Raw genomic sequence first — 14,325 nt, forward strand, 5'->3', positions numbered from 1 at the left:
GCCAATGCTCCAACGCATGCCGTAGATGCGAACGATTTCAGCATCTTCCAACGCCAAATCGGTGCTGAGCAGAACCAGCCAATCCCGCCGCCGATGGCGGTTTTGCACAAAGACCAGTTTGATCGGTAAACCGCAGGCAGTTTGAACGATGACCGAGCCAAGGATTTCTTTGTTTTTCTGCTTTGGCAACAGGGCATACAGTTCATGGAGCGTCAGGCTTTTTCCGTTGAACCGGTATCGTTGTTTCATCGCCTTGACCATCCCAATGACATGTAGACCTTTCGCCATCAATTCACGCAACAGAGGCGCTTGGGTAAACCAACTGTCCATCAGGACAAAGTCAGCGCTGAATCCCGCCTGGATCGCTCGATCAAGCAGAGCCGCCACGGCATCCGGTTTGCGTGAAAGTGCCTCGATGCGGCGTTTGTAGCCTTGGGTACGCTTGGACGTTCCTTCATCACGCAAAAGCGATTCGTCAGCTTGGCCGAGCTGAGCATGACAAAATCGATGGGCGCAAAGCTGAAGCCATCCGACCATCCGAGCGTGAGCATGTTGTAGCCGCGAGCATATCTCCTCGTCGTATGATCGAAGACGCGAGCCAGCAACTCGGCTTTCTTGCTGCGATCCCTGCGAAGAACCGAATCATCAATGATGAACGTTCGAACGCGGGACGAAGAGGTTAAGGAATCAAAATGCTGAACGACCTTCAGACTCAAGGCATGCAAAAATCTTCGCCAGGCAAAGCGTGGATGGTTTATGAATCGATAGACTACATCTTTGCCAGGCAACGACTGGCGGTCGCTATGCAGATGACGAAACCAATTGCGCCCTTCGAACACGAGCGTAAAGATCAGCTTAAAAATGACCAGACTGGACAATCCGAACGACTTCGAAATACCGGCTTTACGCAACAGTTGTCCGATTTGCAAAGCGGAAAATAAAGCAGAGATTCGTTCTTGCCCCTTTTCAGACAGGAAGTTGTGTTGTACCATAGAGTTACGCTCCTTTCTGTTTGGGATGGGAATACTATCCACTTCCATTTAACCAAACGGAAAGGTGTTTTTCTGTCAAGAACGAGATTTTTCAATAAGAAATCCTGGTAATATCAAGGCTTAACACTAATTTTCAAGCTGCGAAAGTTGAGTAAATAATAGCACTCGGCTAAAATCGGTTTGTTGCTATTTTGAAAAGTAGCGCCCAAAGATACGCTACTTCAATTTAAATGCTTTCTACTCGTTCAAATAGGTTGTCACTCTGTTCTGGATCAGCTCGGCAACTTCTTCAGCAGTTTTTTGCTCACTAAAGAAGGCCATAGATTCTTCTCCTACAATTGAAATTACCTTGCCATCCGCTGCCGAATGGTTATTTGCAGTATGAATGAACTTTTTGAACTTGGCAAATTCATCATTCGTCACTTTCGGCGCTTTCCCGTCTGGCGTCTTATACGTTCCGTTTTCCACTTGTTCCTGCATCTCGTTCAATTGCTTCTCATTCACAGATTTCAGCAGCGAAAATCCTTGTCTTTCTTGCAACGATTGCCCTTCTTCCGATAGCATGAAGGCAATAAACTTCCAGGCCTCCTCTTTCACCGCGGATTGGGCTTGAATGGCGAACTGGGAGGCGAGAACAATTCTCGTTCCTCCTTTTTGTTCCGGTTTTTGCAGCAGCTTCGGATTGGAGAAATAAAAATGCAAATCATTGATAAAATCTGCCGGCGATCTCAGAACGGTCGAATAAAACATTTGCTTGCCTATATCCGCCGGTTCTGAAGTCATGACCTGATTATCGTACATATCTTTTATTTGCTGCATTGCTTCTACGAACGATGGAGAGTCAAACAATGCCTTTTTCGCCGCGGTATCAACAAACTCGGAATACCTGTCCACAACCATTTCTTGCATGCGGAAATCAGGTGTTTCCCCCGCCATGGCATAACGACGTTCCGCACCGCTCTCGCCTAACGTCTTCGCAATATCTTCAAACTCCTTCCAAGTCCAATTCTGGTCGTCAATACTCGTGTTCCCGAGAAGATCCCCATCACCTACAAACGCTCGCAGGCTGAATCCGAAAGGCATGGCATACAGACCATCATTTGATTTTATCGCATCCAAAATATTTATTTGCAAATCGCCATGATTTAGTGTATCGTCTTGCTTCATGAGCTCCTCCATATCCAGGAGAAGGTCCTTGTTCACATAATCTTTGGTTGGCAGACCGCTGACTTCAAAGATATCCGGACCTTTGCCCGATAGTATTGCTGTATTTGTCGTTGTTTGGTATTGTTCATAATCTTCTATAACCTGAATTTGCAAATCGATATCCGGGTACTTTTCCTCAAACTTTTTTTCTGCGATTTCATAAAATGAGCTCGCTTGTTGGACAGACAACGTAACGATAGTTTTCCCCTCTTTATTTACCGGTTTCTGGCTTCCCGATTGATCACTTCCCTCAGAAGCGCATGCACTCACCAACAGAAATAAAATGCCTATAAACACCATAAATGACCACTTTTTCATCGAATAAATTCCTCCTGTTAAAATTAGCTTATTGCAGACGAACACGGTTTCCGTCTTGTAAAGGCTCGCTGCTTTCCAGAATTAACAGATCGCCCTCATAGAGACTGTCGGCCAGAAGCAAGGCTTCATGATCATTCCTTTCACTGACCTGAATGCGCACTTTACGAGCAACGAAAACATTGCCCAATGCTCCTCTCTGCTCGTCAATTTTATAAACAAACATTCCGTCACGCTCATAATGAATGGCCTCACTCCAAACAACCAGTCCTTGCTGGCGGGAGCGTTTCTCAATATTGACCCATGCTCGCTCACCCCCTTTTAGCTCGGCATTGAAGACGTTGATACGTATCAGCTTCCGTGGAATCGTACGGTTCAGACCAGTCAAATCAACGGATTCGATTCTCGGCTCTGCATCCACCATTTCGATAATCGTTCCTTCAAGGATACGGGTCTGTTGTGCCTGAACGCTTTGTACCTCGACCTCTACCTTCGTCCCAACTGATATATCCAAGTGGGTCAACAGCGTAGAATCGGCGGGAATATCCAACTTGTAGCCCAAGCTATCATTTGAGATTCGAACATCCGGTTCTCCCATAAATGCCATTCCTTCGACTGCACTCAATTGGGTTACAATCCCGTCGAACGGAGCGATCAACTCCTGTCCGCTTGCCAAACGGTCTCTCAACTCGTTAATGTTTCGTTCCTGCGTGTCTAGGTCAAGTTTTAGCGATTCAATCGCGCGGCTAGCGATTCGTGTATCAAGTTCATCCCCACCCTGTGCTGCCTCAATGAACTGATCCTGAAGATTTTCCAGTTCAATATTCATTTTCTTCAAGTTGGCCATTTCATTTTCTAATTCTCGTTGTGCCGCTGTACTGTCATATTCTATTAGCTTTTGCCCCGCTTTCACACGGTCTCCTTCCTTTACGAAGATCTTTCGGACCTTCCAACCGGCAGGGTTCGTTAACCTCGCTTCTTTGAGCGGTTCCAATATGCCGCTTCCCTCAATCGTAAATGTCAAGTTTCCTGTAGTCAGCGGTTCCGTTCTTACTTTCGGCAAGGTTAATGATTGAATGGTATTTCCGAAAAAAGTAAGCAGCAACAACAATCCTAGAAAAACAATAAAGGCAATTTGAATCATTCGTTTGCGTCTGCGATCAACTTGTTCGTTTGCTAACCCCATATTCAGTCTTCTTCCTCCTAAAACATTCCGTTGGAAAGATTGCTCCTATTACCCCTTGATGCCGGATAATTGAATGCCTTTAATGAAATAAGTTTCCGCATAAAGAAATAACAGCACCATGGGGGTCATATACAGCACGGATGCCGCAAAAGCGATCCCAGGTTCATCATTGATCCTGGACAAGTACACAGATAACGGATGCCTGAACGGATCGTTCAGAAAAATTAGCGGCTGCTCTACCATGTTCCAATAATCAACAAATAAGAGAACGACGAGCGCAGCAACACCTGGTTTCACCATAGGAACAATCATCGTGAAGAAAATCCGCAAATGGCCGGCCCCGTCCAACTTCGCCGCTTCAATATAGGCATACGGAATATGTAGCATGAACTGTCGAAGCATAAAAACACCGAAAGCTGCGAAAATGCCAGGCCATATAATGGCATTCGGGCTATTCAGCAGCCCCAATTTATCCGCCATAATATAATTCGGCACTAGTGTCACCTGAAACGGCATGAGCATCGTCATGACATAGACGATAAACAGACGATCTCGGTAACGAAACTGCAACTTGGAGAAGGCATACGCAGCAAACGCCGAGACCAAGATTTGCCCAACGATGATCGGCACTACCAACAACACCGAATTCCAAAACAACATTAAATATCGGGGACTTGCCACCAACACTTCGCCATACTGCTTCACAGATACATGATCCGGCAGCAATTTTAAATTTCCATAACGGTTTTTCCCCCCTTTCATCGCTTCATTCATCTGTCCGATAGATCCATAATTGATATCGATTTCCTGGGCTGTCATGAATGAATTAGTGAACGTGACCACAATTGGAAATAAAAACATAAGCGCAATTGTGCCCAACACGACTGTGAGGCCAATTTTTCGAATGATTTTGTGAAAATTATCCAAAGACTCTCACCTCTATTCCATGAACTGCCGATATCGGCGTTCAAGCGCAAACAAACCGATGACGATCAAAAGAATACAACCGAACATCATGGTCGCCGCGGCTGTCAATTTCTGAATATCCAACGACGTGAACATGTTGTTCATATAATGTTGCATCATATAGATACTGTCATGCGGATAGTCTCCTGCGATTAAATACGTTTCCCGAAATACTTTAAACGAGTTCATAATCGACAAAATGACGACAAAGAACATCGTGGGAGTTAGATAGACAAGAGTGATGCTGCCAAACTGCCGTAAGCGCCCAGCTCCTTCCACATGCGCGGTTTCATAATAATCCTTCGGGATTTGCTGCAAACCCGCCAAAAATAAAACGACGTTATAGCCAATGTTCTTCCATAAATAGACGACAATAATGACATATCGGGCAGCATCGGTCTTCATCCAGTCCACGCGTTCAGTTCCGAAGCTGCTCAGCCAGGCGTTTACGGATCCGTTCCAATCGAACAACAATTGCCAGACGAACACAATTGAGGCAACGGGAACGACAAGCGGCAGCACATAGGCGGTCCGCAACCATTTTTGCAAATATAAATTTGCATTCAGCAGTACCGCAAGACCTAGCGACAGTGTGAGATTAAGCGGAACGCTAACCGCGCTAAAATAAAATGTATTGGTCACTGCCTTGCGGAAGGACTCGCTCATAAGCAACTCGCGGTAATTATCCAAACCCGCAAAATGACGATCTACCGGGCTGTCTACAAATGAATAAAATACTCCCATGATAAATGGAACAAGGTAAAACAGTGCGAATCCAACAGCGCTCGGTGCGAGAAATAGCCAGGCTACCACCGCATCCTTGCGCATCCATTTCATGATCTTCCTATCGTCATCTTGTCTAAAAAACCGTTGCTTCATTTACGCTTCCTCCAACCAGTCTTACCAGTACTATAAAAAGAACAGTTTAAAGAATAAGTAGGGTAAAAATAAAATTTTTATTAAATACCGTCCAACATTGAACGGACGATCCTCTTTGTTTGCAGTCTCAGTGATAACACGCTTAGAACATAAAAAAACACTTATTCATTCTCAGTTTCCTCCCATTGATGCTTTCATTTGGGAAAACTGATTGAAGAATAAGTGGAGAAAAAACAGAAATCACGCAGTGTCCAGACACATCCTAGTTACTGATGCGCTGTAGGTGCGTTGCTTTGCGGGAGACGAACTTCAAATAACGTGCGAACGGGATCGCTTTGCGCTGAGATCGTGCCCCGATGCTGTTCCACGATATTTTTCGCAATAAACAGACCGATACCGGAGCTTCCTTCCCGCTCAGTACGCGCTTTATCGACCGTGTAAAACATATCGAAAATATACGGCAGCTCTTCCGGGGGAATGCGTTGACCGTAATTGATCACTTGAACTACTGCGTTCCCCGCTTCCAGATTGCAATGAATATCTATATACTGGCCATCTTTGCCATAACGAATGGCGTTCGTAAGGAGATTCTCAAATACTCGCGCCAATAAAACTCCATCCCCCCGGATCGTCACATGGGGAGTCACATGCAATCGGGTGGTCAGGTGACTTCTTTCTAAAGCAGGATATAATTCCTCATTTAATTGGATGAGAAGCTCGCTAAGATCGATCAGTTGTTTATTCATCTTTAGCTGACCGTAATTCATACGAGCGATTTCGAAAAGCTCGTCGATCAGCTTCTCCAGCCGTTGTGACTTGGAGTAAGCAATGCCCGTATACCGCTTGATCTGTTCTGTCGTCAGATTTTCATCATGAAGTATGAAGTCCAGGTAGCCCAGAACAGAAGTGAGCGGTGTTCGCAAATCGTGTGCCAGATTCAAAACCAGTTGTTCTTTGCTGGTCTCCGCAAAGTCCCCCCTCTCCAGCGCATGCTTTAATTTGTCACTAGCCAGATTGATATCTCGCGCAATATCTTCGAACTCGTCATTCGATCGAATGTTGATGTGGCTGTTGAAATCGCCGTTTGCCAGTTGATTGATCCCACGCGATATTTCGTGAAAATAAAGCGAATATCGTTTCGTGAAGAGAAAGAAAAAATAAAAGGAGAGAGGAATAAAAAGTATCAGAAAAAAATTGAGGTCTCCGATTTCCCGCATGAAATAACGAATTCTGGTCGTCGGATCTTCAAATTTCGTCGTATGATAGTAGAACTGGAGTGCTTTAAAGATCAAAAAGGTGATCGTGCCAGAGCAAAGTGTACTTAAAACAAATAGCTGAATCATTTTAAATCGGAAACCTCGGATCTTATTAGCCATTGAACGTATATCCCACTCCCCAGACCGTCTTGATCCATTTGTTCTTGTGCTTATCTTCTTCGAGCTTCTTCCGCAACGCGCGTATATGCACCATAACTGTATTGCTGCCTTCGTAGTAGGCTTCCCCCCATACACGTTCGAAAATATTCTCCGTGCTGAACACCTTATTCGGGTGGCTGGCCAATAAGTACAAGATGTCAAATTCCTTCGGGGTTAGCTCAATCGGTTTGTTATACAATCGTACCATTCGTTGTTCGGGATTGATCATCAGACCGCGCACCTCCAGAACGGCAACGTTCGATGTCGCCGATGGATTGAACTGCAACGCTCGCCGCAATTGCGCATTTACCCGAGCGACCAGCTCCATCGGATTGAACGGTTTGGTCACATAATCGTCCGCTCCTCTGACCAGTCCTGTAATTTTATCAAGATCGGTCGCTTTAGCACTTAAAAAAATAATGGGCAGGTGGTGACTTTCCCGAATGAGCTGCGTTGCTTCGTAGCCGTTCAGATTCGGCATCATAATATCGAGAATCGCCAGATCAATCGGTTGTGTCCGAATGGCTTGCACGGCGGCCAGCCCGTCAGAAACTTTCACACAACGATAACCCTCTTTGGTTAGATGCAGTTCTACCAAATCGGCAATTTCCGGTTCGTCATCGGCGATTAAAATAGTGATCGATTTCATAATCCACCTCAAGTAAATATGATGATTGAACTACATCGTATCAGAACTTCTTCGCCAGAACAACGGCGCGCGGGGCACCCGGAACGGCGGATGCCGGCGTCGTCAGCCAGGACCCCAGTCTATAAGCGACGAAGCCGAGCATGCCTCCAATGGAATTTAAAAAAAGATCGTCCACGTCAAACGTACCGAGCGAAAATAACACTTGGACGCTTTCCAGCCCGATACTTACCGCCAAGGAGCGCCATAGCGTCCCCGCCAACGTCAGCTTTCCGGCCTTCGCAAGAACATTAAGGAACATGCCGAACGGGACAAAGATCGCAATATTTCCGAAGAGGTTCGTCAGGCTGTGTACAGTCAACGCATCAAGCGCTCTGGTAATTTCCTTCAAGGGAACCAGATTCCCAGCTTGCAGTCTGGCAACGATATATTCCGGATAAGTCGCGGTTCGCAGTAACTGATCCCATAGAAACGCAACATCCACCCGGCCGAACTTGAATAAAATAATTTTGAGCAGCGCGTACATGTAGAAAGCAAACAATAGCCGAACGCCCCAATGTTTCAACCGGTAGCCGGCTCTCATCCGTTCCCCTCCTTTGGTATCGAAACCTCCGGATTCTTAACTTCCGGCATCCCATCCTCCTGAAACGCACCCTCCGGCTTCTCAAGCGCCGGATCGATGTCCGCTGGCGTATCGCTAGTCGGCGTATCAATCTGCGGTTTATCGTTCGGACGATTGCCGGTTGGAGCCCCCTCGTTTGTCGGCGTATCGCTTGTCGATGAATCGTTCTCCGGTTTATCGTTTGTTGGAGTATCGCCCTGCCCGGAATATACTGTCACAATAACACCATCCATATTGTTGCCTGAAATTTCATAGCGGGTATCCGCCGGCACATGAATCGTGATATCTTCGAGAACAGAATAGTAGTAAATGGAATACTCTTCGTGGTTTATCGTGGTCTTTATCGATTTCCGTTCCTTCAAAAATCCCAAATATTCCTCAAGAACAAAATTGTTCTCATACATAATAGCGCTATGCGGCAAACCGACATAACGATAATGCCATGGTTCATACGGAATCCCTGTAATTTCTGTTTTGTCCTCCGGATAGCGCAAGATAAAGCCGTATTTCCAGGCGTTCTCTTTCAGCCATAGCCCTTCAGAAGCAGACTCCATCTTCCCTTGCGTTGATCCGATATCCACCGCCAAACCGAGGTTATGCTCACTAAAGCCTGCCGGCAACGCGTAGCCGGGCTCGTTTTCCTCGTATTGCTTGCTCTGTTCCGCTTCGTCCCGATAGCCGCTGGTGAGCATAAAGTGGTTAATGCCATCCTGATGTGCCGCTGCAATCATCACAGATAATTTTTGTGCCAAAAAAGGCGTCAATCGGATCGAGTTGTCCAAGAGCCCGTATCCGTTTATCAGTTCCGGATTTTTTGCCAAATTGACGGCATCCGATACGTTAGTCCCCGGAGGTACGGGATAAACTTCATTGATCAGCAGCAAATTGCCTTTGTAAACCTGATCCTTTGTTATCCGTACCGGAATCCCGTCCCCTTTAAGAGCCTCATCAAGATTCTCATCCAGATTTTCATCCTCTACTTGGTGGTTTTCTTTCGGCACATTTTCATTGTTATCGGGTTCCGGTTTAACTTGGATTACGGCATAGCCAATTATTAAAAGGATGACAAGCCCCAATAGCCATTTCTTCATTCGTAGTTTTCCTCCTTATCTTTCGTCTAATATAGAGTAGGGGGGACTATTTAAAAAGAAATGGGGCTAATATTAAAATTTTTATTAAATCGTTATCGAAAACTAACAAACGGGTTAGTGTAAAATCTTCGTGGGATTAAGATCTGGAAAAGCGAACATCGGAAAAGAGCTTCATCCTGGATACAGTGATGTTTACCAATAACACACCGTAAGGAGGAAGCTCTTATTCATTACTTAGGGCTTGCTGAATGGTGAAAAAAAGGCTGAAAACCGCATAACAATAAGGATTTTAGGCTCTTGATGTCGAATTCATATGTAAAGGAAAGCATGGAGAACGGGCCCAAATCCTTGCAGATGGAGTGACAAATGTGTTCAAGCCGACCGCGCATCTCGACAATCAATTGATCCTGCCAGGCGATTTCTTTTTGCCCTTTGGCGGAAAGCTGGACGAAGAGAATCGTTGGGTTCAGTTGGCGCGGTTAGTGCCATGGGCAGAGGCCGAGAAAAAATACGGACCGTTTTTCAAAGACACCTTCCGCGGCCAGCAAACGATCAGTTTGCGGATGGGGCTCGGGGCGCTCATCATTCAAGAGAGAATGCAGTTGACCGACAGAGAAACCCTAGAGTCGATCAACGAAAATCCATACATGCAATACTTCATCGGTCTGCCCGGATTCGTCATGAAGCAACCGTTCCATCACTCGATGATGACGCATTTTCGGAAGCGTCTGACGGATGTGCTGGCTGAGCTGAATGAGGTCGTCGCCACGGCAGGCGCGAAGGAAACGAAGGACCATGACGACAACAACGTTAGCGGCGGCGGAGGGAAAGTAAAGCGGTCGAAGAAGCGCGCCTCTGTTATTGAAGCCGAACAGCAAACACTGTTCGCGGAACCACAAGTCGAACCGTCAGCAGCAACATCTCCCGTGGAGCAGACGGCCGCGGTGCCCGAGCCTCTTGAAGCGACCGCGCCTCCTTCCGAAGGGCATCCGGTATCGGCCATGGAATCGGAAGCACCTGCGCTACCCAATCAAGGGACGGTGCTCATGGACGCTACCTGCGCGCCAGCGGATGTGGCGTATCCGACCGATCTGAATCTGCTGAATGAAGCGCGGGAGAAGCTCGAATCGATCATCGATACCCTGCATGTGCCGGCCGTCAGCAAAGCGACGAAACCGCGCACGTACCGCGAAAAAGCGCGCAAGCAGTTTGGCGGTGTCCAAGCAACGCAGGCCGGGACCCAAAGTGATCCGCAAAGCAATCAGGCGGCAGCTCGGTTACGTTGGACGGAACCTCTCCATCATCGCCGAGCAAGCCAAGGTGCAACCGCTCACGCTGCTTAGCCGGAAAACCTATCGCGACCTGCTGGTGATTCATGAACTGTACCATCAGCAACTTCAAATGTGGAGCGAGCGTTCTCACCAGATGGAAGACCGGATCGTCAGCATTCATCAGCCGCATATCAGGCCAATCGTGCGCGGGAAAGCCAAGGCACGCGTTGAGTTCGGAGCCAAGATTGCGGTAAGCATGACAAATGGCTATGCGTTCCTTGATCGTCTGTCTTGGGATAACTTCAACGAGAGCACGACGCTAATTGGCGTGATCGAGAAGTACCGTGAGCGCATGGGGACCTATCCGGCTGTCGTCCAAGTGGATCAGATCTACCGCACGCGCGAAAACCGGAGCTTCTGCAAACAGCATGGGATTTGGCTCAGTGGGCCGGCATTGGGACGAAAGCCTAAAAACGGTCCGTCAAGTGAAGATAAGCAAGACGTCAAACAGGATACCGGGGAACGAAACGCAATTGAAGGCAAGTTTGGAGAAGGCAAGCGCAAGTATGGGCTTGGCTGTATTCGCGCACACCTCGCCAAGACAAGCGAATCGGTGATTACGCTGCAACTTCTCGTGATGAACCTGGAGCGCAGGCTCCGCGTTCTTTTTTGCCTTATTTTCGCGATGCTGTCTCGCCGGCGCCTAGCTCTGAAATTCGGATAAAAATCGTTCAGCAAGCCCCCTACTTAACCACAAGAATCCCAACATTGAAAAAGCTGGAGCAATGGCTTTCGGAAAATGCAAGAAGAGTTTGCCCGTATCATGAAAATGATACTGGAGATGCTGGATGAGCAGATATTGACTACACTTCACGTCCTATTACCCTTTCAGACATTGGTGGAAAAGCTATATGGAAAAAAGGTCGTCTACACAATTTCACCATATATTATCACTTTGATTGTTTTTAGCTGCTCACAAAACTTCCCTATATCCAGGTCTCCTTCTACCGTAATCCAATGATTATAATCCAAGTCATTTCTCAATTTCAAAAGAATCGATGATTTTTTTCATCTCGGTGGATGGAACGTTTCCGGATATTGTGTAAAACAGATTGTCATGTACAAAGACTGCAATCTTTTCTGTAGTACTTTCCACAGAATATACCAATAGTCTCTCCTCCTTCGTATGCTTTAATAAAAGTAAAGTGATGGAATGACATTCTATATAATCATTAGTTTGTTCAAATAATCGCTGCAAATACTGGTCGGTGCCAGATGTACCCCTCCCCCATTCGCACCATTTGTATGATGAATCATCTTTACCTATGCTATAATCTTACTACAAGAATACATAAAAAGTGGGACTATGAAAGCATACTTATTGGATTGTTTAAGATCGGCGGCAGACACGATGATTCGATGTAACGTATGGACGTATTCGTTGAGAATCTGTCCCTACTGCGCATAAGATGACAGGATACTCAGATGACTTTACGTTAACTTTTAATCAAGGAGGGAGTCATATGGCATGGGTAGAATCGCTGCAGAAGGCAATTGACTATATGGAAGCGCATCTGTTGGAACCCATCACAATAGAAGACATTGCGAAGCAGGCACATGTCTCCGCCTTTCATTTTCAACGGCTTTTTATAATCTTGACTGATGTTTCGGTCAAAGAATATGTGCGAAGGCGGAGAATGACATTGGCTGCTCAGGAATTAGCCAGCAGCGATTGCAAGATTATCGACCTTGCCTATAAATATGGCTACGATACTCCTGAAGCTTTCGCAAAGGCTTTTCGCAAACAGCATGGTGTGACACCGAGTGAAGCACGAAAAGGATTGGGGAAGCTGCAATCTTATAATCGCTTGACCATCCAGGTGAATCTAAAAGGAGCTGAACCTATGAATTATCAATTGGTAGAACGCAAAGGATTCCAAATTGTGGGAGTGAAAGAACGGTTTAATTGTGACGGAGATCTCGGTCTGTCTCTGGATATCGGTCATTTTTGGACCAAGGTCGGAAAAAATGGTACCATTAACCGATTACTAGGTTTGAATAACGGCCAAATATCAGGTTTGATTGGAGCATCAGTAGATTACAGCAAAGAGGACAATGAGATTGAGTATTGGGTGGGCACTGAATACAAAGGAAACATACCTGATGGATTATCTAGTTATCAAATATCTGCCGAAAAATGGGCGATATTTGAAGCCGTGGGGCCCGTAGCCGATGTGGTACCGAAGACATGGAAAAAAATATATTCAGAGTGGTTTCCGTCTAATTCATATGAACATGGTGACGCACCGTCTTTGGAAGTATATAAAAGCCCTGACCCAACGAGCCCCGTAGCCAAAACCGAAATTTGGGTTCCGGTTAAATAGACAAAAATAGACCATTATCATTGATTTCACAACGAATATTCCAATAGATGCGCGACAATGACCCCGGTCATCTGTCGGGGTCATTTGAAAAAAGGAGGTAACGATGAATACTCATTCTGAGAACTTAACGGTAGAATGCGCCGAAAATTGTGGAAACTCACCTAAAAAAGAGTTGCTTAGAGATCTTAGTATCGCTTTTGTCAAAAATGAAATAAGCTTCTGTATGGATTGGATGACAGATGATGTGGTTTGGGAAATTGTTGGTGATAAATTAATTCAGGGAAAAGATGATTTTGAGAAAGCGTTACATCAAATGAAAAATTGTAAAGTTCAACAGTTTCGTATACAGAACATTATCACACATGGCAACACAGGATCTCTAAATGGAACTTTAATACTACACGATAAGCACAGAGTTGCTTTTTGCGATGTATATAACTTTCGAGGGTTTGGTAAAAATTCAAAAATTAAAGCAATCACCTCATATGTTATTAAAACATCTTGATTGTTAATAAGTTCGTACTAGAAGTCTTTATTTGGGACTCTATCGCTTTTCTATAAAGGAGCGATTGTGCAATAACAAGTTACATGGAGTGCGATATAAAATATATTAACAAGAGTGGATCATTATGGAACCTGTTTTATGGATAAGTGTATTTAGTTGTTTTGCGGCTGTCTTTGCTTTGTTTATTATCAAATTCATGTTTTAATAAATGAGAGCAATATTATTTATTGCAAAGTTCATTTAAGTGGTGTGTAATAATTTGTTCCGTTTTTTCAATTGTGAATATATCCGGTCTTAAAAGAGCATGAATGGATAAGCCTTCAATGATGACGGCAAGTCTTAACGTTTCAATTTCAATATTTATAGTTTTGTTTATATAGCCTGCCTTTATCAAGATTTCAAGCAGTGCCTCCATTAAAATGTATTCTCCTTCGATGAGTTCAGCTTTTTTCGTGTTCAAAGCTGCACTTGTAAGTGAACGAATGACGAAAACCAGCCATACGCCAGCTTCAGCTTGTTTATCCCGATCTACAGGAACCAATTCTAACAACGTTTCCTGTACCGCAATGAAAGGGTCTTGTGACCATGATTTATTCTTCGACCGTTCTTTCCCGCGAGCAAGAAAATAATCCATGATAAATAATAGTAACTCATCCTGGTTTGAGAAATAATGTCTCAATGCTCCGGCAGACATTCCAGCCTCAGATGCGATTCTGCGGATAGATGCTTTTTCAATACCTTCGGTTTCAATAATTTTCCAGGCCGTTTCAGCGATGAGCTTTCTTTTGTGATCATGATCAACAATTTTCGGCACTTCAAATCACCTCTTGTCTTATTTAACACACTG

Annotated in this window: 11 protein-coding genes and 3 pseudogenes; 3 read left to right on the forward strand and 11 right to left on the reverse strand. The window is 45.2% G+C overall.

Translation table 11 applies throughout. The annotated features are described in order from the left end of the window. Positions 1-3: 3 nt before the first annotated feature. From BN2762_RS24780 to BN2762_RS24820, 9 genes and pseudogenes are all read right to left on the reverse strand, one after another. A pseudogene (locus BN2762_RS24780) lies at positions 4-992 on the reverse strand (IS4 family transposase); the annotation flags it as partial. Between the two features lie 237 nt (positions 993-1,229). After that, positions 1,230-2,516, reverse strand: coding sequence for an ABC transporter substrate-binding protein (locus BN2762_RS24785; RefSeq protein WP_055109536.1), 1,287 nt, complete (start codon positions 2,514-2,516; stop codon positions 1,230-1,232). 28 nt (positions 2,517-2,544) lie between these two features. After that, positions 2,545-3,699 (reverse strand): efflux RND transporter periplasmic adaptor subunit, encoded by a 1,155-nt coding sequence (locus BN2762_RS24790; protein ID WP_055109539.1) that lies wholly within the window; start codon positions 3,697-3,699, stop codon positions 2,545-2,547. 48 nt (positions 3,700-3,747) lie between these two features. Beyond that, positions 3,748-4,560: a carbohydrate ABC transporter permease gene (locus BN2762_RS24795; RefSeq protein ID WP_083485226.1), complete on the reverse strand. Its 813-nt coding sequence runs from the start codon at positions 4,558-4,560 to the stop codon at positions 3,748-3,750. Positions 4,561-4,638: 78 nt separating this feature from the next. Then, the gene (locus tag BN2762_RS24800; protein WP_187386582.1) at positions 4,639-5,544 is read right to left on the reverse strand and encodes a carbohydrate ABC transporter permease; all 906 of its coding nucleotides are present in this window, start codon (positions 5,542-5,544) and stop codon (positions 4,639-4,641) included. Positions 5,545-5,810: 266 nt separating this feature from the next. After that, positions 5,811-6,920 (reverse strand): HAMP domain-containing sensor histidine kinase, encoded by a 1,110-nt coding sequence (locus BN2762_RS24805; RefSeq protein WP_055109542.1) that lies wholly within the window; start codon positions 6,918-6,920, stop codon positions 5,811-5,813. Next, positions 6,913-7,608, reverse strand: a complete 696-nt coding sequence (locus tag BN2762_RS24810; RefSeq protein WP_054819298.1) for a response regulator transcription factor — start codon at positions 7,606-7,608, stop codon at positions 6,913-6,915. The genes BN2762_RS24805 and BN2762_RS24810 overlap by 8 nt, the downstream gene beginning before the upstream one ends. 40 nt (positions 7,609-7,648) lie before the next feature. Continuing rightward, complete coding sequence (locus tag BN2762_RS24815) at positions 7,649-8,188, reverse strand: VanZ family protein (RefSeq protein WP_055109544.1); 540 nt, start codon at positions 8,186-8,188, stop codon at positions 7,649-7,651. Between the two features lie 209 nt (positions 8,189-8,397). Next, positions 8,398-9,318: pseudogene (locus tag BN2762_RS24820) on the reverse strand (M15 family metallopeptidase); the annotation flags it as partial. Positions 9,319-9,686: 368 nt separating this feature from the next. On the opposite strand from BN2762_RS24820, the pseudogene BN2762_RS26665 reads away from it, so the two are divergent. After that, positions 9,687-11,313, forward strand: a pseudogene (locus BN2762_RS26665) (IS5 family transposase). A gap of 309 nt (positions 11,314-11,622) precedes the next feature. Here BN2762_RS26665 and BN2762_RS28395 read toward each other — a convergent pair. Continuing rightward, entirely contained in the window at positions 11,623-11,745 is a 123-nt protein-coding gene (locus tag BN2762_RS28395) for a DUF4367 domain-containing protein (protein ID WP_366925988.1), read from the reverse strand. Positions 11,746-12,112: 367 nt separating this feature from the next. Here BN2762_RS28395 and BN2762_RS24835 point away from each other — a divergent pair, with 367 nt between their 5' ends. Both BN2762_RS24835 and BN2762_RS24840 read left to right on the forward strand, forming a co-directional pair. Beyond that, positions 12,113-12,973: an AraC family transcriptional regulator gene (locus BN2762_RS24835; protein WP_055109548.1), complete on the forward strand. Its 861-nt coding sequence runs from the start codon at positions 12,113-12,115 to the stop codon at positions 12,971-12,973. A 103-nt stretch (positions 12,974-13,076) separates the two neighbouring features. Then, positions 13,077-13,478 carry a nuclear transport factor 2 family protein gene (locus BN2762_RS24840; RefSeq protein ID WP_055109550.1) on the forward strand — a complete coding sequence of 134 codons (402 nt, stop codon included), beginning with the start codon at positions 13,077-13,079 and terminating at the stop codon, positions 13,476-13,478. Positions 13,479-13,698: 220 nt separating this feature from the next. Here the strand turns inward: BN2762_RS24840 and BN2762_RS24845 are convergent, their stop codons facing one another. Continuing rightward, complete coding sequence (locus BN2762_RS24845; RefSeq protein WP_055109553.1) at positions 13,699-14,292, reverse strand: TetR/AcrR family transcriptional regulator; 594 nt, start codon at positions 14,290-14,292, stop codon at positions 13,699-13,701. Positions 14,293-14,325: the final 33 nt, after the last annotated feature.

This window comes from Paenibacillus ihumii, from assembly GCF_001403875.1.
GTDB lineage: Bacteria > Bacillota > Bacilli > Paenibacillales > Paenibacillaceae > Fontibacillus > Fontibacillus ihumii.

What these genes read in the sequence shown, in the direction of transcription:
- BN2762_RS24785 (WP_055109536.1), bottom strand. Translation starts at nt 2,516, where the DNA reads ATGAAAAAGTGGTCATTTATGGTGTTTATAGGCATTTTATTTCTGTTG.
- BN2762_RS24790 (WP_055109539.1), bottom strand. Translation starts at nt 3,699, where the DNA reads ATGGGGTTAGCAAACGAACAAGTTGATCGCAGACGCAAACGAATGATT.
- BN2762_RS24795 (WP_083485226.1), bottom strand. Translation starts at nt 4,560, where the DNA reads ATGTTTTTATTTCCAATTGTGGTCACGTTCACTAATTCATTCATGACA.
- BN2762_RS24800 (WP_187386582.1), bottom strand. Translation starts at nt 5,544, where the DNA reads ATGAAGCAACGGTTTTTTAGACAAGATGACGATAGGAAGATCATGAAA.
- BN2762_RS24805 (WP_055109542.1), bottom strand. Translation starts at nt 6,920, where the DNA reads ATGGCTAATAAGATCCGAGGTTTCCGATTTAAAATGATTCAGCTATTT.
- BN2762_RS24810 (WP_054819298.1), bottom strand. Translation starts at nt 7,608, where the DNA reads ATGAAATCGATCACTATTTTAATCGCCGATGACGAACCGGAAATTGCC.
- BN2762_RS24815 (WP_055109544.1), bottom strand. Translation starts at nt 8,188, where the DNA reads ATGAGAGCCGGCTACCGGTTGAAACATTGGGGCGTTCGGCTATTGTTT.
- BN2762_RS24835 (WP_055109548.1), top strand. Translation starts at nt 12,113, where the DNA reads ATGGCATGGGTAGAATCGCTGCAGAAGGCAATTGACTATATGGAAGCG.
- BN2762_RS24840 (WP_055109550.1), top strand. Translation starts at nt 13,077, where the DNA reads ATGAATACTCATTCTGAGAACTTAACGGTAGAATGCGCCGAAAATTGT.